This is a genomic window from Bradyrhizobium sp. URHC0002 (assembly GCF_054059515.1).
In genome coordinates, this window is record NZ_JBSSCF010000001.1 from 3,480,891 (window position 1) to 3,500,075 (window position 19,185).

A 19,185-nucleotide genomic window follows, 5' to 3' on the forward strand; every position below is an offset into this window, starting at 1 on the left:
TGACCGGTCCAGTGACCAAACTATTTTCACCAAATCCCGCGGCCGCCGGCCGAGGCGAACCAACGCGCGCGTCGTAATCGAGAGGCAACCATGGCACTCAATCTGACCCCCCCTGACATCAGCGAGCTGAAACCGCGGATTACCGTCTTCGGCGTCGGTGGAGCAGGCGGCAATGCCGTCAATAACATGATCACTGCCGGGTTGCAGGGCGTCGATTTCGTCGTCGCCAACACCGACGCGCAGGCGCTGACCATGTCCAAGGCGCAGCGCATCGTGCAGATGGGCACGCAGGTGACGCAGGGCCTCGGCGCGGGGTCCCAGCCTGATGTCGGCGCGGCGGCCGCCCAGGAGGTCATCGACGAACTCCGTGACCATCTCACCGGCGCCAACATGGTGTTCGTCACCGCCGGCATGGGCGGCGGCACCGGCACGGGTGCTGCCCCGGTCATCGCCAGGACCGCGCGCGAAATGGGCATCCTCACCGTCGGCGTGGTGACCAAGCCGTTCCACTTCGAGGGCATGCGCCGCATGCGCACCGCCGAGTCCGGCATCGCCGAACTGCACAAGGTGGTCGATACGCTCCTGATCATCCCGAACCAGAACCTGTTCCGGGTCGCCAACGAAAAGACCACCTTCGCCGACGCCTTCGCGATGGCCGACCAGGTGCTCTATTCGGGCGTCGCCTGCATCACCGATCTGATGGTCAAGGAAGGCCTGATCAACCTCGACTTCGCCGACGTCCGCGCCGTAATGCGCGAGATGGGCAAGGCGATGATGGGCACCGGCGAAGCCACCGGCGATAAGCGCGCGCTGACCGCAGCCGAAGCTGCGATCGCCAACCCGCTGATCGACGACTCATCGATGAAGGGCGCCCGCGGCCTGCTGATCTCGATCACCGGCGGCAAGGACTTGACCCTGTTCGAAGTCGACGAAGCCGCCACCCGGATTCGCGAGGAAGTCGACCAGGACGCCAACATCATTGTCGGCGCCACCTTCGACGAAACGCTGGACGGCATCATCCGCGTCTCCGTCGTTGCCACCGGCATCGAGCAGGCGCAGATCGCGCGCAATGCCGCTGCCGCCCCGGCGGTCGCGACCACTGCCACTGCCGCCACCGCCCCGTCTTCACCCGACAACCGTCTGGCCGAACTGACCGCCCGCCTGCGCGCCGACAATGCGCGCCTGGCCGAGCGCGCCCAGAAGCTCGAGCCGGTGCCCGCGCCGCAGGCAGCTCCGGTTCCCGCGCAGGCTCCCGCCGTGCCGGCGCAACGTTCGTCCAGCAATGTCGAGCGGGCTGCGCTCGCCGCAATCGCCGCGGCGGTCGAGACGCCACAACAGGCTCCGATCCAGCCGGCGTCCTATGGCGACGTCACGGTCCGCCCGATCGCGCAGAAGCCGACCCTGTTCCCTGATCATAAAGAGGCCGCCCGCATCGAGCCCGAGCAGCCCGCGACACCCGAAACCTTCATCCCGCAGGCGGCCGAACGTGCGCCCGCTCGCTCGCCCCGGATGCCGAAATTCGAGGATCTCCCGATGCCGGCGCAGGCCGAAATCCGGCAGGCTGCCGGCGTGGCCGAGGAAGAGCACCCGCAAAAGTCCAAGCTGTCGCTGTTGCAGCGGCTCGCCAATGTCGGCCTCGGCCGCCGCGACGAAGAAACCGAGCCGCCGATCGCGGCCCGGGCCTCAGGTCCTGCGATGGCGCCGCTGCCGCCGCTGCCCGATCGCAAGCCGCAGCGTACCGTCGCCCAGCAAATGGCGAATCAGGATCCGGTATCAGAGTACGCAAAGCGCCCGGCACCGCAAGGTTTGGACGTCCATGGCCGCCCGGCACCTGTTGCCCCGGCGCCACAGGGCGACGACCATCTTGATATCCCGGCCTTCCTCCGACGCCAGGCAAACTGAGGTTTTGTTACAATCCAGGTGATCCAAGGGGCCCCGGCTGGAACAGCCGGGGCCCCTTGCTTATGTGCGGTGCCGAGCGCCGGATCGTCTGCCAACCAACTGATTCTAAATCATTAATTATTCATTCAATGATCGGATCTGGCGGCTGAATCGGCGTCCGTCCGTGCCGTAGTTTGGTTAACCCTTGGCGCGATTGCGGCAGAGATAGGGTAACAATCCGTAAAGAAGCGTGAGTTGGCGCGCTTTGGGAAATGACTATGGTCTGCCGTGACTTGGGGATGCCTAGAACGCGAATCGGCGGTCACGCGCGGTTCCCGTCTTTAGGTTAAGTCGGGTAGTGGGCAGTTATCGATGAAATTCAGCCGCCAAACCACGCTTCGGTCGCAAGCCACCGTAACGGGCGTTGGCGTTCATTCCGGTTTACCTGTCAGCCTGACGCTTGGACCTGCACCTGTGGATGCAGGGTTTATTTTTGTCCGCACCGGCCTTGACGAGGCCGACCGCGAAGTTCCCGCAATCGCGGAATCCGTAACCGCCACCGATCTGGCTACCGTTCTCGGCGACCGTGAAGGTCCGCTGGTTTCCACCGCGGAACATGTGCTTGCTGCCTTGCGTGGCATGGGCGTCGACAACGCCATCATCGAAGTCGACGGTCCCGAAGTTCCGATCATGGACGGCAGCGCGGCGGCCTTTGTCGCTGCCATCGATCAGGCCGGCATTGTTACCCAGTCGGCCTCCCGCCGCTTCATTCAGGTGCTCAAGCCGGTCCAGGTTGCGATCGGCGACAGTTTTGGCGAACTGCGCCCGCATGCGGGCGGGTTCCGCGTCGAGGTCGAGATCGACTTCGCCAATCCCGTGATCGGCCGTCAGAATTTCTCGCTCGATCTCAACCCCGAAAGCTTCCGCCGCGAGATTTCCCGTGCTCGGACTTTCGGCTTCATGAACGACGTCGCGCGGCTCTGGAGCGCCGGTTTTGCGCGCGGCGCCTCGTTTGAGAATACCGTGGTGCTCGACGACAACCGCCTGCTCAACACCGAAGGGCTGCGCTTCAGTGACGAATGCGCCCGCCACAAGGCGCTGGATGCGGTTGGCGATCTAACCCTGGCTGGTCTGCCGCTGCTTGGCACTTACCGCTCCGTGCGTGGCGGCCACAAGCTGAACCACGCCGTCCTGACAGCCCTGTTGGCCGATCCCAGCGCCTGGCGGGTGGTCGAGGCCGAACCGGTACGCCGTACCCGCGGCCATGTCGAGGCTGGCGCGGGCATGGTGGGCGGCTTGATCGCTCCGGCCTATGGCCCCGACGTTTCCTGACTTTCGTCTTCGAAATGTCCTGACTTTCGCTTTGCGAAATGCCCTGACTTTCGTTTCGTTTGTGAAATGAACTGACTTTGGCTGCGAAAGGCCGGGCTTTTCGTGCCGTACAGGCGCGTTTATGTAGTAACCACACTCGGCAGCGGTGCCGTTCAGCCGCCTTAATCCGGGCGAATTGGCTGCGTATTCGGTTGGTTGAGGACCATTTTTCGGCTACAGAGGCTCGCGGCTGCACGACAAGCCCACGGGCCCCTTAGGAATTACGCATTGGGCACGGGAAATATGGCTTCCATGACCGCGGTTCATGGACAGGCGGGCTCCAGTCATCGACCGCATCAAAGGCGTCAGGTCACAGATTCAATGTCGGCACAGCGTATGACGCTTGAACCACGCAAATCACTCCGGTCGCTGCGGCTGGCGGCGGGCCTGATTCTGCTCGCCATTCCCTTGAGCGGATGCGGCACCGGCGCGCTGTGGGACAAGTTCACCGCCAAGGACGACACCTTCGTCGAGGAACCGGCGGACAAGCTCTATAATGAGGGCTTGTACCTGATGAACCAGCGCAAGGATCTGAAGGGGGCCTCGAAGAAATTCGAGGAAGTCGACCGCCAGCATCCTTATTCCGACTGGGCGCGCAAATCGCTGCTGATGTCGGCCTATTCCTTTTACAATGCCGGCGATTACGACAGCTGCATCGGCGCCGCCACCCGCTACGTCACGCTGCATCCCGGCAGTGCCGATGCGGCTTACGCGCAATATCTGATCGCGGCCTCGCATTACGACCAGATTCCGGACATCTCCCGCGACCAGGGCCGTACCGAAAAGGCGATCGCGGCGCTGGAAGAGGTGATTCGCAAATACCCGACTTCCGAATATGCGACCTCCGCCAAGGCCAAGCTCGAAGGCGCGCGCGACCAGCTTGCCGGCAAGGAACTGGATGTCGGCCGCTATTATTTGGATAAGCGCGACTTCACCCCGGCCATCAACCGCTTCAAGACCGTGGTCACCCGCTATCAGACCACGCGCCACGTCGAGGAAGCGCTGTTCCGTCTCACCGAGGCCTATATGGCGATCGGCATCGTCGGCGAGGCGCAGACGGCAGCGGCCGTACTTGGACACAACTTTCCTGACAGCCGCTGGTACAAGGACGCCTATAATCTTGTAAAGTCGGGTGGTCTCGAGCCGAGCGAGAACAAAGGTTCCTATATTTCCAGGGCCTTCAAGAAGATGGGCCTCGGTTCCTTGACCAATATAGGTCGCGGTTAGGAATTTACTTCGCATGCTGGCGCGTCTGTCGATCCGTGACATCGTCCTGATCGAACGGCTCGATATCGAATTCTCCCGTGGCCTCGCGGTGCTGACCGGCGAGACCGGCGCGGGAAAATCCATCCTGCTCGATGCTTTCGCGCTGGCGCTCGGCGGCCGCGGCGATTCGGGCCTGGTCCGCCATGGCGCCGAGCAGGGCCAGGTGACGGCCACTTTCGACATCCCCAAGGGCCATCCGGCCACAAAGATCCTTTCCGAAAACGGCCTCGACGATACCGGTGAGATGATTCTCCGCCGCGTGCAGCTTGCCGACGGCCGCACCCGCGCCTTCATCAACGACCAGTCGATCAGCGTGCAGACCCTGAAAGCGGTCGGCGCGGTCCTGGTCGAGATCCACGGCCAGCATGACGAGCGCGCGCTGGTCGACGCCTCGACGCACCGGCAGTTGCTCGACGCCTTTGCCGGGCTGGAGAAAGAGGTCTCGGCGCTGGAAACGCTGTGGGAGGCGCGGCGCACCGCCAACACCGCGCTGGACGCACATCGCGCCAGCATGGAACGCGCCGCGCGCGAGGCGGACTATCTGCGCCACGCCGCCGACGAACTCAAAGCGTTGAAGCCGAAGGACGGCGAGGAGACCGCGCTCGCCGGACGCCGCACCGTCATGATGCAGGGCGAGAAGATCGCAAGCGACCTGCGCGAGGCGCAGGAAGCGGTCGGCGGCCCCCATTCGCCGGTGCCGGCGCTGGCCGCCGCCGTACGCCGCCTCGAACGCCGCGCCGCCAATTCGCCTGCGCTGGTCGAGCCGGCGGTGAAGGCGATCGATATCGCGATCAACGCGCTGGAAGAGGCCGACCAGCATCTCAGCGCGGCCCTGGTCGCGGCCGATTTCGATCCGGCCGAGCTGGAGCGCATCGAGGAGCGGCTGTTTGCGCTGCGCGCCGCCTCGCGCAAATATTCGACGCCGGTCGATGGGCTGGCGGCGCTCGCCGCCAAATTCGTCGCTGACGTTGCGCTGATCGATGCCGGCGCCGATCAGCTGAAGAAGCTTGAAGCCGCCGCCGCCGAGACCGACCAGCGCTACAGCGCGGCGGCCGAGAAGCTTTCTGCGGCCCGCACCAAATCCGCCGAGAAGCTCAACAAGGCGGTCAACGCCGAACTGGCGCCGCTGAAACTAGAACGCGCAAAATTCACGACCCAGGTCGAGACCGATTCGAACTCGCCGGGGCCGCAAGGAATCGACCGCGTCGAGTTCTGGGTGCAGACCAATCCCGGCACCAAGCCGGGCCCGCTGATGAAGGTCGCGTCCGGCGGCGAGCTGTCGCGGTTCCTGCTGGCGCTCAAGGTGGTGCTGTCCGACCGCGGTTCGGCGCCCACGCTGGTGTTCGACGAAATCGATACCGGCGTCGGCGGCGCGGTGGCGGACGCGATCGGCGCACGGCTATCGCGGCTTGCCGGCCAGGTTCAGGTGATGGCGGTGACGCATGCGCCGCAGGTCGCCGCGCGCGCCAACCAGCATCTGCTGATTTCCAAGGACGCGCTCGACAAGGGCAAGCGCGTCGCCACCCGCGTCAACGCGCTCGCCGCCGACCACCGCCGCGAGGAAATCGCCCGCATGCTGGCGGGCGCCGAGATCACGGCGGAAGCACGCGCCGCGGCGGAGCGGTTGTTGCGCGCGGCGACGGCGTAGCGGTGGCCTGGTGCGATGGCTGTAAAAGCAAACAAGCCGCTGGCTGACGTCGACAGGCTCACCAAGGCCCAGGCCAAGGTCGAGCACATGCGCCTGTCGCTGGAGATCGAAGCCCACAACGAGCGCTACTACCAGAAAGACGCACCGACCGTGTCGGACGCGGCCTACGATGCCTTGCGTCAGCGGCTGGTGGCGATCGAGGCGAAGTTCCCTGACCTCGTCTCGACGGATTCGCCGACGCAGAAGGTCGGCGCCGCGCCGGCGCGCGGCTTTGCAAAAGTGCAGCATGCCGTTCCCATGCTGTCGCTCGGCAATGCCTTCAGCGATGAGGACGTCACCGAGTTCGTCGATCGCATCCGGCGGTTTCTCAAGCTCGATGCCGAGCATATTCCGGCGTTGGTTGCCGAACCGAAGATCGACGGCCTGTCGCTGTCCCTGCGTTACGAAAACGGCGAACTGGTTCGCGCGGCAACCCGCGGCGACGGTTTTACGGGCGAAGACGTCACCGCCAACGTCCGCACCATCAAGGATATTCCGCACAAGCTGAAGGGCCGCCATATTCCCGCGGCCTGCGAAATGCGCGGCGAAGTTTATATGCTCAAGAAGGACTTTCTGGAGCTGAACAAGAAGCAGGCGGAGGCCGACGATACGGTCTTTGCAAATCCGCGCAATTCGGCGGCGGGTTCGCTGCGCCAGAAGGACGTCTCGATCACCGCGTCGCGGCCGCTGAAGTTTTTCGCCTATACCTGGGGCGAGATGTCCGAGCGTCCGGCCGATACCCAGCACGGCATGCTCGAATGGATGGACAAGGCCGGCTTTGTCGTCAATCCGCGGACGAAGCTTTGCAGGGATGTCGACGCCGTCCTGGAATTCTACAGCAAGATCGGCGAGGAGCGCGCTTCGCTCGGCTATGACATCGACGGTGTGGTCTACAAGGTCGATCGGCTCGACTGGCAGGATCGCCTTGGCTTTGTTTCGCGCAGCCCGCGCTGGGCGATCGCGCACAAATTCGCGGCCGAGCAGGCGACGACGACCCTCAATGGCATCGATATCCAGGTTGGCCGCACTGGTGCGCTGACGCCGGTGGCGCGGCTCGAGCCGGTTACGGTGGGCGGCGTCGTGGTGTCGAACGCGACGCTGCATAATGAGGATTACATCAGGGGCATCGGCAACGACGGCAATCCGATTCGTGACGGCGTCGATCTTCGGGTCGGCGACACGGTTGTCGTCCAGCGCGCCGGCGACGTGATTCCGCAGGTCGTCAGCGTGGTCATGGACAAGCGGCCAAACAGCGCCAAGCCTTACAAGTTTCCGGAGACCTGTCCGGTATGCGGCAGTCATGCCGTCCGCGGGGAAGACGAAGCGGTGCGTCGCTGTACCGGCGCGCTGATCTGTCCGGCGCAGGCGGTGGAGCGGCTGAAGCATTTCGTTTCGCGGCTGGCGTTCGATATTGACGGCCTCGGCGACAAGCAGATCCAGGAATTCTACGAGGACGGTCTGGTGATGTCGCCGGTCGACATCTTCACGCTGCAGAAGCGCGACGCCCGTTCGACCAGCAAGCTGATGGCGCGTGAGGGCTACGGCGAGACCTCGGTGCGCAATCTGTTTGCCGCGATCGATGCCCGCCGCAGCATCGAGCTGAATCGGTTGATCTTCGCGCTCGGCATCCGCCATGTCGGCGAAGGCAATGCAAAACTGCTGGCGCGGCATTACGGCACGATCGAGAATTTCCGCGAGGCGATGCTGGCCGCCGCCAAGGGGACAAAGGACGAAGAGAATACGACCGAGGCCTATCAGGACCTCAACAATATCGGCGGCGTCGGCGAGATCGTGGCCGATGCGGTGGTGGAATTCTTCGCCGAACCGCGCAATGTCAAGGCGCTCGGCGAGCTCCTGCGCGAGATCGAGGTGAAGCCGGCCGAACAGCCGCGCAAGAGCTCGCCGGTCTCCGACAAGACCGTGGTGTTCACGGGCTCGCTGACCAAGTTCACCCGCGACGAAGCCAAGGCGATGGCGGAGCGGCTCGGCGCCAAGGTCGCAGGTTCGGTGTCGAAGAAGACGGATTATGTCGTCGCCGGCGAGGACGCGGGCTCGAAGCTGGCGAAGGCGCGCGAACTCGGCGTGGCGGTGTTGACTGAGGACGAGTGGCTGAAGCTGATCGGGGAGTGATGTCGTTGGCGTCGTTGCCTGCGACAAACGCGAAGCGTTTGCGCAAGGAAGCGCAAGCGACGACATGTCCGCCGTTGCTTAGCGATCCGGCCGACAAATAGGTGCACTAGTTGAATTCGAGGCGCTGATATGTCTCGTACGATCGGAAGGGTGAGACCACACGTCCCCCGCGGTCGATGCGTCCCCATTGTCCGCCCGCGTACCAGCTACGCTCGCCTTCAGTGACAGTGCGGTCATATTCAATAGTGCAAGCCGTGCAGACAACAGCAACTCCATCCCTGAACGGATAGGCTCCGTCATACGTCGCCGGGATCACGAGATTGAGTTTACGGTCGATGTATCCAATCTTGCCTGCGACCGGCGACCGCGCGAGACCATCCTCGAAATAGTCCGGGCCGTTGTCCATTGATTCAACCGGCACCGGGATGACGCCACGTCGAACGTAGTACCATTGGTATTTTCGCTTATCAGTCCCATTGAACAACATGACGGAAGCCAGCCCATCACGGTGATAACCGATGAAGTCGAGCCAAATAGGATCGCTTTAGGCGCGGCCGCCCGTCGGGGCCGGTCGCCGCACACCGCTTGAAAGTGCGCTCAGGCTCCCAGCAATCGAACACCACTGGCACAACCGTGTCCTGATCTTTTGCGATGACCGGCTTGGATGAGAGTACAAACAGAGCGCCCAGCAGAACAATCTTGAGAAAATCAGGCATGATGCACGCTCGTCGCAGGCAGGCTGTTATCCAGCTGTCATGGTAAGCGAAGCAATCCATTGCGGCATAAAGAAAGCAATGGATTGATGTGCCTGGCTCGAAATGGCGAAAGGACGCCGTCGGCTTGCAACACGTGAAGCCGTGTAGCCCGGATGAGCGAAGCGAGATCCGGGATGGTGTTGGAGTTTGTCCCGGATATCGCTTCGCTCATCCGGGCTACGGGTTGTCATCACCCGCGAAGGCGGGTGATCCAGTATTCCAGAGACGTCAGTGTTTGAATCGAGAAGCCGCGGCGTACTGGATTCCCCGCCTTCGCGGGGAATGACAGCGGAGAGTGAGGCGCTGATGTTGCCAATAACCCTCACAACATCCCCGATTCTTCCTCCTCCGCCTTCTTGATCAATTCCTCGCTGACCACGACCGTTGGCCGCGGCACGAGAAAGAACATCGCCGACGCGCACGCGATCGAGAGCGCGAAGATCGCGGCCGTCAGCGGCAGCGTGGTGGTGGAGTGGCCGCCGAGATAGGCGCCGAATTGCGAGACCAGCGCGCCAATGCCCTGCTGCAGAAAGCCCATCGCGCCTGCGGCGGTGCCGGCGGCCTCGGGTCGGACGCTGATGGCGCCGGCCGCGGCATTGTTCATCACGAAGGCGTTGGCGACCATCACGATCATCTGGGTGCCGAACAGCCACGATGGCGCCTGGTTGGTCCCGACGATGCTGAAGGTCAGGTTCAGCAGCGCGCCGGCGAATTGCAGCGCCAGCCCGAACCAGATCAGCTTCTCCAGCGAATGGCGCGGCGCGAAGCGGACGCAGAACAGGTTGCCGACCAAATAGGCAAATCCGGTGGTCGCAAACCAGGCGCCGTATTCGGCGGTGGTGCGGCCCATCTGCGTCACCACGATGTAAGGGCCGCCGCCGGCAAAGGTGAAGATGATCTGCGAGGCCAGCACCTGGCACAGCACATAGCCGAGAAAGGCGCGGTCGCGGATCAGCTTGCCGACGTCGCCGCGGAAGCTGCTGCTCGTCCCGCGGTCGCGGCGCGTCTCGGGCAGCGAAATGGCGATCAGGACCGCAACGCTGATCGAGGCGGCGGTAATGAAATAGAAGATCGCGCGCCAGCCGAACGCAGTCTCCAGCAGGCCGCCGACAAGCGCGCTCAGCATCTGCGCCGTCATCATCACCCCTATGACGAGGCTGATCATGGAGCTGATGCGGTCGCGGCTGTAGAGGTCGCGGATGATGGCGCGGCTCACCACCATGCCGGTAGCGCCGCCGAGCGCCTGCAGGAAGCGCGCGGCGATCAGTTGCGGCAGCGTCTGCGCCAGCGAGCAGCCGATGCTGGCCGCCACCATGAGCGCAAGGCCCGCGAGCAGCACCGGACGCCGGCCGAACTTGTCCGACAGCGGCCCCATGATGAGCTGCGAGCAGGCGATGCCGACCATGTAGAGCGACACCGTCATCTGCGCGACCGAGATGTCGCCGCCGAACGTCGTCGCCAGCACGGGCAGCGCCGGCACCAGCATATAGAGCGAGATCGGCGCGACGCCGGTCATCGCGACCAGCATCAGCAGCATGATCTTCGAGGTCGCGACGGCGTTCGCCGCCGCGCCGGGCGGCTTGCCCACGACGCCGTGCATATAGTTCAGATCCCTGCTGGTTGAAGATTCTGTTGGTTGGATCAGACTGTAGCGTGCTGGCTCATGGCGGATACGGGTGTTTCAGCATGCGGCCATGCCGATTTCGGGAGGCGGTGGCTCACGTTCCGTCGCGCGAAACAAACTCCCCTGTCATCATCCGCCTTGTGCGCAATTGCGCACAGGAGCGGATGATCCAGTATTCCAGAGCAGTCAGCGATTGAACCGAGAGGGCCCGGCGTACTGGGTCCCCCGCCCCAGTGCGCAATCGCGCACAAGGCGGGGGACGACAGCCGGAACGACGATTAAAGCGGCAGCATCGCTGCCGTTGCCTCGTCCAGCCACAGTTTCGTGGCGTTGTCGTCGAGATGCGGGCGCACCGCGCGGTTGACGCGCTCGTGGTAGTCGTTCAGCCATTTCAGCTCTGTTGGGCTGAGCATGTTCACGTCGATCAGGCGGCGGTCGATCGGCGCCAGCGTCAGCGTCTCGAAGGCATTCACCGGCTTCTCGGCACCTGACACGTCGGTGCCGATGACGAGTTCGAGGTTTTCGATCCGGATGCCGTAGGCGTCGGCCTTGTAATAGCCGGGCTCGTTGGAAAGGATCATGCCGCGCTTCAGCGGCGTGGTGCCGAGTTTTGAAATCCGCGCCGGGCCTTCATGCACCGACAGATAGCTGCCGACGCCATGGCCGGTGCCATGCTCGAAATCGAGGCCGGCCTGCCACAGGAATTGCCGTGCAAAGGAATCGAGCTGGGCGCCGGTGGTACCGTCGGGAAAGATCGCGCGCGCGATTGCGATGTGTCCGCGCAGCACGCGGGTGAAGCGATCGCGCATTTCGTCGGTGGGCGTGCCGATCGCGATCGTGCGGGTGACGTCGGTGGTGCCGTCTTCGTATTGCGCCCCGGAATCGATCAACAGCAGATCGTGGGGCGAAATCCGCCGGTTGCTCTTGCGGGTGACGCGGTAATGCACGATCGCGCCGTTCGGCCCGGTCCCGGCGATGGTTGGAAACGAAACATCCTTGAGCGCGCAGGTCTGGCGCCGAAAGGTTTCCAGCGCCTCGACGGTGTCGATCTCCGTCAGCGCGCCGGACGGCGCCTCGCGGTCGATCCAGGCCAGGAAGCGCGTCAGCGCCACCGCATCGCGCTGGTGCGCGGTCCGGGTGCCCTCGATCTCGGTGATGTTCTTCACCGCCTTCAACAGGCTCACCGGATCGTTGCCGCGCACCGGTTTTCCCCCGGCGCCTGCGATCAGGCGGCTCAACGCGTCCGCGGCGGTGGCGCTGTCGAGGGCGATCGCGGCACCGCTGCGCGCGAGCTCGGTCAGACCAGGCACCAGCGCGTCGGGGTCCCGGACGTCGGCGGATTGTTCGAGATGGTCACGCGTCAGGTTGGACAGCTTCCGGTGGTCGATGAAGACGGTGGGGCGGCCGTCCTTCGGCACCAGCGCGTAGGACAAAGGCAGCGGCGTGTGCGAGACGTCGGCGCCGCGCACGTTGAACGTCCAGGCCACCGCGTGGCTGTCCGACAGCACCAGCGCCTCGACCCCGAGCTTGCTCATCTCGAGCCGGATCCGCTTGAGTTTCTCGGCCTCGATCTCGCCGGAAAACTGCACGCCATGAACGGAGACCGGGCCGAGCGGCGGGGCCGGGCGCTCGGTCCACACCGAATCCAGCGGGTTTTTGTCGACTGCGATCAGCTCCGCGCCCGCCCTGGTGCAGGCGGCGGCTAGACGCTCGGCTGCCGCCGAAGTGTGCAGCCAGGGGTCAAAACCGAGGCGGTCGCCGGCCACAAGATGTTTGGCCAGCCAGTGTTCCGGCGGCGGATCGGCCAGCGGCTCGATATGCCAGGCCTTGCGGTCGACCTGCTTGGCGGCCTGCAGCGTATAGCGGCCATCGACGAAAACGGCGGCCTCGCGCGTCAGGACGATGGCCATGCCGGCCGAACCGGTGAAGCCGGTCAGCCAGGCCAGCCGCTCTTCGGAGGCCGCAACATACTCGTTTTGCTGCTGATCGGCGCGGGGAATCACGAATCCGGTCAGCTTCCGCCGCGCCAGTTCCTCGCGGAACGCGGACAGCCGTGCGGCGAGCGCCACGCCGCTTTCGGGTTCTTCGAATGTCTGGAAATGGGCTTCGAACATCGTCTTCACTTTAGGGTTGGGTCGAGCGGTCCGCAATGCGGTGGAGTTGGCCACAATTTGGCATAATCCATGCTTCAATATATCCGTCCGCGTTAGTCGGATGGAACAGTTTTGCGGTGCAGGCTGTTTCGATCAAGGATTACCGGGAGGCTCCAGGAGTGTTTCAACTCAACGAAGAGGGGATACACCATGCCTGCTTTCACGTTTGAGAAGATCTCGCCGCCGACCGATCGTGGCCCGATCCCGCCGGTCGCCAACAAGAAACAGCGCGGCGTCCTCGTCCAGATGCTCGACCGGTTCGCGGAAGCGCGCGTCAAACGGACATTGAAAGCAGAAAAGGGCGTGATCGCCCGCAATCAGTACACACCGCCCAAGTAGAAATTTCAGTTCCCTTTGCGCAGCAACAGGCTGCTCCAGCCTTCGATACGCAGATGCCTGACCGGCACCAGCCCACGGGCGCGATAGGCAGCGATGACGCCAGGCGCCTGGTGCGTCAGCAGGCCCGACAGAATCACCAGCGCCGATGGCGCCAGATGCCGCGCCATCGGTGTTGCCAATTGCCGCAACGGATTGGCGAGAATATTCGCCAGCACCAGATCGAACGGCGCGGCGCGCGCGAATTGCGGCGCTGAGAAGCCGGTGGCGCGGATCGCCTGTACCAGATGCCCGGATACGTTCAGCCGCGCGTTTTCGCGGGCGACCTGCACCGAGAGCGGATCGATATCGCTCGCCAGTACCTTTTCGTGCAGCGCCCTGGCGGCAGCGATCGCCAGCACGCCGGTGCCGGTGCCGAGATCGAGCACGCGGCGCGGACGCCAGGCTTTCAGGACATGATCGAGCAGCAGCAGGCAGCCGCGCGTGGTGCCGTGGTGGCCGGTGCCGAATGCCAGTGCGGCCTCGATTTCGATACCGAGCTTGTTGGGTGCGATCCTCGCGCGGTCATGCTGGCCGTGAACGACGAAGCGTCCGGCCGGCACGGGGACGAGGTCTTCGAGGCTGGCCTTGACCCAGTCCTTGGCCTCGACCGTGTCGAAGGCGATGCCCCCGGCGATATCAGCGCCTGCGGCGTTGGCCACGATTTCGCGGACCAGCGGCTGATCCGGCGGCTCGGCAAAATACACTGTCACGTCCCATTGGCCATCCGGCCGTTCGAACGCGGCGATCGCGGCCTGGCCTTCAAAGAAAATTTCGGTCAGGGCATCGACCACACCTTTGGCGATATGCTCGTCGCCGATTGCAAAGCTGACGCGGTGCGTAGGGTAAGTTGAAGCCATTGAAGAACCTGGAGAAAATCCGGAAGATTCGATTGGGGAAGGGGGCGTTTCATTCAAATTTGAAGAAACTTCATGTCGTACTACTCGGAAAAGTTGAGTGTTGGCCGTTAGGACAGCCTTAGATTCATTTCCGTATGTTCCGGGATAGGAACTGCAGGGGAACCCTGGGTTCCGAGAACATAAACCCCAGGTCGGAACCAGCCATGAAATCGATCATTAAGTCATTTTTCAAGGACGAGTCAGGAGCCACGGCCATCGAGTATGGTCTGATTGCAGCCGGAATCGCGATTGCAATCATCACCGCCGTGAACGGTCTCGGCTCCCAGCTGTCGACGAACTTCAATACCATCAGCAACTCACTGAAGTAACCGCCCATTTCGGGGGCATTTCGGGACCGGGCGCGCCAAGCGCCCGGTCTTTTTCGCTTTTTGGGCCAGAATTGCTGCGTGAAATATCCACCTTCTATCCACAGCCGGCAGGGCGTTGCCGACCCCGCTATACGCGGTGGATACCAGCGCTTTCCACTGCCACTGCGGCAAGTTCTCGACAGTCAATCCACAGGCTTTTCCCGTCGTTACCCACTGGCTTTACCCACCTTGTCCCCATCCGGCCGCGCGCCGGGATGCGAGCGGGGCGACCTGGTTAAAATCCGGTTTACGTCGCCGCTGCGTACACCCGCGATTCACCGCGCCCCCAGATGGTTTCCTCTGTCCCGCCCGATGGAACCGCACATTAAGTTGCCACGCCTAACAACGGGGCACGCTGAAAACAGCGAAACGAAAACACAGGGGGAATTCATGAAGATGATTACTGCAGTTGTTGCCTTGATGTGCGCCCTGAGCGCGTATGTGAGCTATCCGTCGGCCACCGTGCCCGGCGGCGCGATGCCTTCGCTGGCGCTGTCGATGCAGGAATCCCGTTCGCTTCCGATCGAAGCCTACGACGCCGTTTGATTTGACAATTTGATCGTTTCGCAAGGCGCGACGCCGGTCCCGGCGTCGCGCCTTGTGCGTTTTCAGTGGTCTATCCGAACAGCGCGCGGTGATCGCCCAGGATCACGCGCGAAGCGTTGTGGCCGGGGGCGCCGGTGACGCCGCCGCCGGGGTGGGCGCCTGAGCCGCAATGGTAGAGGCTCTTCAGCGGCCCGCGATAATCGGCATGGCCCAGCATCGGCCGCGCCGAGAACAATTGGTTCAATGTCAGGGCGCCATGAAAAATGTCGCCGCCGAGCAGGCCGAACTGCCGCTCGAGGTCGAGCGGCGACAGCACCTGGCGGCCGATCACGCTTGCCGCAAAGCCCGGCGCGAATTTATCCACCGTCGCAATCATGAGGTCGGCGACCTCCTCGCGATGGTCGTCCCACGACTTTCCATCCGGCAATTCCGGCGCAACATGCTGGCAGAACAGACTCGCGACATGTTGGCCCTCTGGCGCAAGGGAATCGTCCAGCGTCGAGGGGATCAGCACTTCCACGACAGGCTCACGGCTCCAGCCATGGCTGCGCGCGTCCTGCCAGGCGCGGTCCATGTAGCCGAGGCTGGGCGCCAGGATGATTCCGGCGGTGAGATGGTCGCCGGCGCCGGGTAGTGCGCTGAAGGAGGGCAGGGCGTTCAGCGCGACGTTCATCCGGAAGGTGCCGGAGCCGTTGCGCCAGCGCGTGATACGCTCGAGGAATTCCGGCGCCAGCGCACCCGACGGCACGAGCCGCGTATACAGCAATTTCGGATTGACGCCGGAGACGATGTATTTCGCGCGAATGGCCTCGCCATTGTCGAGGATGACGCCCGCGGCGCGCCCGCCCTCGACGATCACTTCGCGCACGCCGGCTTCCGTTTCAATCTCGGCGCCGTGCCCGCGGGCTGCGCGCGCCATCGCTAGCGTGATCGCGCCCATGCCGCCGATCGCGTGGCCCCATACGCCCTTCTTGCCGTTCACCTCGCCGAACGCATGGTGCAGCATCACATAGGCGGAGCCCGCCGCGTAGGGGCTGGCGTAATTGCCGACGATGGCGTCGAAGCCGAACAGCGCCTTCACCAGGTCGTTCTCGAAACGCTCGTCCAGCATCTCGCCGGCGGAGCGCGTGAACAGGTCGAGCAGATTGCGCTGCTGCTCAAGCGAAAGCTTGCGCAGGATGCCGGCGGTGCCCACGGCGTTGAAGGCTTCGCGGATCGCGCCGATCCCAAAACCCTCGACGAGGTTCGGCGGCGCGCGCAGCACAAACTGCCGCAGAACGTCGGCGATGGCCTCCAACTCGCGCGAGAAGGCGTCGATGGCGCCTGCATCATGCCGGCTGAGTTTTTCCACCGATGGTTGGGTGCGGCCTTCGCCGGTCAGGAGATAGCTGCCGTCGGGCGCGGGCAGAAAATTCTGTGCGCGGCGCTCGACGATGCGCAGGCCGTGATCGGCGAGCTTCAGGTCGGCTGCTATCTGCGGGTTGAGCAGGCTGACCGTATAGGCCGCCACCGAGTTGCGGAAACCCGGATGGAATTCCTCGGTCACGGCGGCGCCGCCGACCACCTTGCGGCGCTCGACCACTTTTACGCGCAGGCCGGCCATTGCCAGATAGGCGGCGCAGGTGAGGCCGTTATGCCCCGCCCCGATGATGACAACATCTGTCTCGTTCATGCCAGCTTCAGCTTCAAGAAGGTTTGATCGGGAAGGGCGCAATGCGCCCTATCCGTGCTTTCTTATCCCGCATTGCTCGCCGTGTCGCCCTATGCTCCATTGCGCCCCGCCGGTGGCCCTGCCGGAAATCCCGCCACCGGCGCCTGCCGGTTTCCTGCCGGAGTTTTGATGACTTCTCCCGACCCGTCCGCTTCCGCGGACCAGCCTTCCGAAAGCCGGAACCGGCTGGTCCTGGTCGTCTACACCGCCGCGATCTTCGTCAGTGCGCTGCTGCTATTTTCGGTGCAGCCCCTGTTCACCAAAATGGTGCTGCCGCGGCTCGGCGGTTCGCCCGCGGTGTGGTCGGTGGCGATGGTGTTCTTCCAGTCGCTGCTGCTCGGCGGCTATGCCTATGCGCATTTTCTGATGCAGCTCCGCAACCGCACGCTTCCCGTGGCGATCCATCTGGTGCTGCTTGTGGTCGCGATGCTGACGCTGCCGCTGTCGATCTCGAGCGGGTGGGGCGATCCGCCGACTTCGGGCTATGCGTTCTGGCTGCTCGGCCTGTTTGCGGTCTCGATCGGCCTGCCGTTCTTCGCGCTCGCCGCCAACAATCCGCTGCTGCAGGCCTGGTTCGTCCGTACCGGCCACCCCAGCGGCCCCGATCCGTACTTCCTCTATGCTTCCTCGAATATCGGCAGCTTCCTGGCGCTGCTGTCCTATCCGGTGCTGCTGGAGCCGATATTCACGCTGCGCACCCAAAACCTGATCTGGACCGGCGGCTATGGCCTGCTGATCGTGCTGATCGCGAGCTGCGGCGTCTTGCTGCTGCGCTCGCCGGCCAATGCGGCAAAGTTGAACATGCCGGACGACGATGCCGACGCACCGGCGCCGTCATGGCTTCTGCGCGCCCGCTGGATATTCCTTGCCGCGGTACCGTCGGGGCTGCTGATCGCGGTGACCGCGCATATTTCTACCGACGTCGCGGCTGCGCCCTTGCTGTGGGTGTTGCCGCTGTCGCTCTATCTGTTGACATGGGTGCTGGTGTTTCAGTCGCGCCCGCTGCTGCCGCACAAGTGGATGCTCATGGCGCAGCCTTTGGCGATCGCCGGCGTCGTGGTGCTGCTGGCGGTCGGCGGCGAGCAGAATCTGCTGCTGACGCTCGGCGGGCATCAGCTCTGCTTCTTCGTGATCGCGATGGCCTGCCACGGCGAACTGGCGCGCACCCGCCCGGCGGCGAAATATCTCACCGGTTTCTATGTCGCGCTATCGTTCGGCGGCATGGTCGGCGGCTTGTTCGCCGGCCTGATCGCGCCGTTCACCTTCTCATGGATTGCGGAATATCCAATTCTGCTGGCGCTGGCAGCGCTGTGCCGCCCGACCGGCAATGAGCGGCTGCCGCGCTGGAGCCACTGGTACTGGCCGTTCCTCGCCGCGTTGGCGGTGGCGCTGATCGCACCGATCTGGTCCACCGGCAAAGTGTTCATTTGGCTCGACACCAACAGGGTCTGGGTGATTGGTGCGGTCGGCGTGCTCTCGGCGCTGCTGGCGCTCGGCCTCAACGCCAGCCGCTGGAAGATCTTTGCCACCGTCGTGGTGGCGCTGGTGCTGCTGCGCGCGTACCCTTCCGACGACGGGCGGGTCGAGACCGTGCGAAGTTTCTTCGGCGTCCACAAGATCGTGGTGACGCCGAACGGCCAGTATCACGTGCTGATGCACGGCACCACGATCCACGGGGCCGAGAAATTCAAGAACGACGACGGCACGCCGGTCACCGGCCAGCCGGAGCCGATCACCTACTACCACAAGGACGGCGGCATCGGTCAGGCGATCACCGCGATCCGCGAACGCAAGGGCGCGCCCTTGCGGGTGGCCGTGATCGGGCTCGGCTCCGGCACGCTGGTCTGCTCCTCCGAGCCTGGCGAGGAGTGGAAGTTCTTCGAGATCGATCAGACGATGGTCGATACCGCGCGCGATCCGAAATATTTCACCTACATCCAGGTCTGCGAGCCGAAACTGGAGCCGGTGATCGGCGATGCGCGGCTGACCTTCGCGCGCGAGCCTGACGGCGTCTACGATCTGATCATCGTCGACGCCTATTCCTCGGATGCGATTCCGATTCATCTGGCGACGGAAGAGGCGATGGAGATCTACAAGGCCAAGCTGGCGCCGCAGGGGGCGGTGGTGATGCACGTCTCCAACCGGCATCTGGAACTGTCGAGCGTCGTCGTCGGCATCGCCGATGCCAACGATATGAAGAGCTGGGTCTATAGTGAGGATTCCGGCCGCGACAATGAATACATCTTCTCGACCTCGGTCGTGGTCTCGGCGCGGGAAGAGGCCGACGTCGGCAAGCTGGCGTCGTCGGAGCAATGGGCACTGACTGAGGCCGAGGATCACCAGCGGGTCTGGACCGACGATTATTCCAACGTGCTGGGCGCGGTGTGGCGGCGGCTCAGGAGCGGCGAGGAATGAACGG

Annotated in this window: 15 protein-coding genes; 9 read left to right on the top strand and 6 right to left on the bottom strand. The window is 63.9% G+C overall.

Going from position 1 to position 19,185, the window contains the following annotated elements; all coding sequences use genetic code 11:
• Positions 1–90 precede the first annotated feature (90 nt).
• From ftsZ to ligA, 5 genes are all read left to right on the top strand, one after another.
• Positions 91–1,902, top strand: a complete 1,812-nt coding sequence (ftsZ, locus tag ACVWVY_RS16880) for a cell division protein FtsZ (RefSeq protein ID WP_456627428.1) — start codon at positions 91–93, stop codon at positions 1,900–1,902.
• A 351-nt stretch (positions 1,903–2,253) separates the two neighbouring features.
• Positions 2,254–3,213, top strand: a complete 960-nt coding sequence (lpxC, locus tag ACVWVY_RS16885; protein ID WP_456627429.1) for a UDP-3-O-acyl-N-acetylglucosamine deacetylase — start codon at positions 2,254–2,256, stop codon at positions 3,211–3,213.
• A gap of 360 nt (positions 3,214–3,573) precedes the next feature.
• Positions 3,574–4,479 carry an outer membrane protein assembly factor BamD gene (locus ACVWVY_RS16890; protein WP_456627430.1) on the top strand — a complete coding sequence of 302 codons (906 nt, stop codon included), beginning with the start codon at positions 3,574–3,576 and terminating at the stop codon, positions 4,477–4,479.
• Positions 4,480–4,492: 13 nt separating this feature from the next.
• The gene (gene recN, locus ACVWVY_RS16895; RefSeq protein ID WP_456627431.1) at positions 4,493–6,166 is read left to right on the top strand and encodes a DNA repair protein RecN; all 1,674 of its coding nucleotides are present in this window, start codon (positions 4,493–4,495) and stop codon (positions 6,164–6,166) included.
• Positions 6,167–6,181: 15 nt separating this feature from the next.
• Complete coding sequence (ligA, locus tag ACVWVY_RS16900; RefSeq protein ID WP_456627432.1) at positions 6,182–8,335, top strand: NAD-dependent DNA ligase LigA; 2,154 nt, start codon at positions 6,182–6,184, stop codon at positions 8,333–8,335.
• A gap of 106 nt (positions 8,336–8,441) precedes the next feature.
• On the opposite strand, the gene ACVWVY_RS16905 is transcribed toward ligA, so the two are convergent.
• The 4 genes from ACVWVY_RS16905 to ACVWVY_RS16920 form a co-directional block, all read right to left on the bottom strand.
• The gene (locus tag ACVWVY_RS16905; RefSeq protein WP_456627433.1) at positions 8,442–8,756 is read right to left on the bottom strand and encodes a WG repeat-containing protein; all 315 of its coding nucleotides are present in this window, start codon (positions 8,754–8,756) and stop codon (positions 8,442–8,444) included.
• A gap of 82 nt (positions 8,757–8,838) precedes the next feature.
• Positions 8,839–9,051 carry a hypothetical protein gene (locus tag ACVWVY_RS16910; protein ID WP_456627434.1) on the bottom strand — a complete coding sequence of 71 codons (213 nt, stop codon included), beginning with the start codon at positions 9,049–9,051 and terminating at the stop codon, positions 8,839–8,841.
• Positions 9,052–9,412: 361 nt separating this feature from the next.
• On the bottom strand, positions 9,413–10,690 hold the full coding sequence (locus tag ACVWVY_RS16915; RefSeq protein WP_456627435.1) for a multidrug effflux MFS transporter: 1,278 nt from the start codon (positions 10,688–10,690) through the stop codon (positions 9,413–9,415).
• A 302-nt stretch (positions 10,691–10,992) separates the two neighbouring features.
• On the bottom strand, positions 10,993–12,828 hold the full coding sequence (locus ACVWVY_RS16920) for an aminopeptidase P family protein (RefSeq protein WP_456627436.1): 1,836 nt from the start codon (positions 12,826–12,828) through the stop codon (positions 10,993–10,995).
• A gap of 189 nt (positions 12,829–13,017) precedes the next feature.
• Between ACVWVY_RS16920 and ACVWVY_RS16925 the strand changes: the two genes are divergently transcribed.
• A complete protein-coding gene (locus tag ACVWVY_RS16925) occupies positions 13,018–13,206 on the top strand; it encodes a hypothetical protein (protein ID WP_456627437.1) in 189 nt (62 codons plus the stop codon).
• A gap of 5 nt (positions 13,207–13,211) precedes the next feature.
• Here the strand turns inward: ACVWVY_RS16925 and ACVWVY_RS16930 are convergent, their stop codons facing one another.
• On the bottom strand, positions 13,212–14,102 hold the full coding sequence (locus tag ACVWVY_RS16930) for a 50S ribosomal protein L11 methyltransferase (RefSeq protein WP_456627438.1): 891 nt from the start codon (positions 14,100–14,102) through the stop codon (positions 13,212–13,214).
• A 203-nt stretch (positions 14,103–14,305) separates the two neighbouring features.
• On the opposite strand from ACVWVY_RS16930, the gene ACVWVY_RS16935 reads away from it, so the two are divergent.
• Together ACVWVY_RS16935 and ACVWVY_RS16940 are read left to right on the top strand one after the other, a co-directional pair.
• Positions 14,306–14,470: a Flp family type IVb pilin gene (locus ACVWVY_RS16935; RefSeq protein ID WP_456627439.1), complete on the top strand. Its 165-nt coding sequence runs from the start codon at positions 14,306–14,308 to the stop codon at positions 14,468–14,470.
• Between the two features lie 429 nt (positions 14,471–14,899).
• Positions 14,900–15,055, top strand: coding sequence for a hypothetical protein (locus ACVWVY_RS16940; RefSeq protein WP_456627440.1), 156 nt, complete (start codon positions 14,900–14,902; stop codon positions 15,053–15,055).
• Positions 15,056–15,125: 70 nt separating this feature from the next.
• Here ACVWVY_RS16940 and ACVWVY_RS16945 read toward each other — a convergent pair whose 3' ends face one another.
• A complete protein-coding gene (locus tag ACVWVY_RS16945; RefSeq protein WP_456627441.1) occupies positions 15,126–16,727 on the bottom strand; it encodes a phytoene desaturase family protein in 1,602 nt (533 codons plus the stop codon).
• A 168-nt stretch (positions 16,728–16,895) separates the two neighbouring features.
• Here ACVWVY_RS16945 and ACVWVY_RS16950 point away from each other — a divergent pair, with 168 nt between their 5' ends.
• Entirely contained in the window at positions 16,896–19,181 is a 2,286-nt protein-coding gene (locus ACVWVY_RS16950) for a fused MFS/spermidine synthase (RefSeq protein WP_456627442.1), read from the top strand.
• The last annotated feature ends 4 nt before the right edge of the window (positions 19,182–19,185 follow it).

Bases quoted from the DNA above. Each gene is read 5' to 3' on its own strand.
- ftsZ (WP_456627428.1), top strand. From the start codon at position 91: ATGGCACTCAATCTGACCCCCCCTGACATCAGCGAGCTGAAACCGCGG.
- lpxC (WP_456627429.1), top strand. From the start codon at position 2,254: ATGAAATTCAGCCGCCAAACCACGCTTCGGTCGCAAGCCACCGTAACG.
- ACVWVY_RS16890 (WP_456627430.1), top strand. From the start codon at position 3,574: ATGTCGGCACAGCGTATGACGCTTGAACCACGCAAATCACTCCGGTCG.
- recN (WP_456627431.1), top strand. From the start codon at position 4,493: ATGCTGGCGCGTCTGTCGATCCGTGACATCGTCCTGATCGAACGGCTC.
- ligA (WP_456627432.1), top strand. From the start codon at position 6,182: ATGGCTGTAAAAGCAAACAAGCCGCTGGCTGACGTCGACAGGCTCACC.
- ACVWVY_RS16910 (WP_456627434.1), bottom strand. From the start codon at position 9,051: ATGCCTGATTTTCTCAAGATTGTTCTGCTGGGCGCTCTGTTTGTACTC.
- ACVWVY_RS16915 (WP_456627435.1), bottom strand. From the start codon at position 10,690: ATGCACGGCGTCGTGGGCAAGCCGCCCGGCGCGGCGGCGAACGCCGTC.
- ACVWVY_RS16920 (WP_456627436.1), bottom strand. From the start codon at position 12,828: ATGTTCGAAGCCCATTTCCAGACATTCGAAGAACCCGAAAGCGGCGTG.
- ACVWVY_RS16925 (WP_456627437.1), top strand. From the start codon at position 13,018: ATGCCTGCTTTCACGTTTGAGAAGATCTCGCCGCCGACCGATCGTGGC.
- ACVWVY_RS16930 (WP_456627438.1), bottom strand. From the start codon at position 14,102: ATGGCTTCAACTTACCCTACGCACCGCGTCAGCTTTGCAATCGGCGAC.
- ACVWVY_RS16935 (WP_456627439.1), top strand. From the start codon at position 14,306: ATGAAATCGATCATTAAGTCATTTTTCAAGGACGAGTCAGGAGCCACG.
- ACVWVY_RS16940 (WP_456627440.1), top strand. From the start codon at position 14,900: ATGAAGATGATTACTGCAGTTGTTGCCTTGATGTGCGCCCTGAGCGCG.
- ACVWVY_RS16945 (WP_456627441.1), bottom strand. From the start codon at position 16,727: ATGAACGAGACAGATGTTGTCATCATCGGGGCGGGGCATAACGGCCTC.
- ACVWVY_RS16950 (WP_456627442.1), top strand. From the start codon at position 16,896: ATGACTTCTCCCGACCCGTCCGCTTCCGCGGACCAGCCTTCCGAAAGC.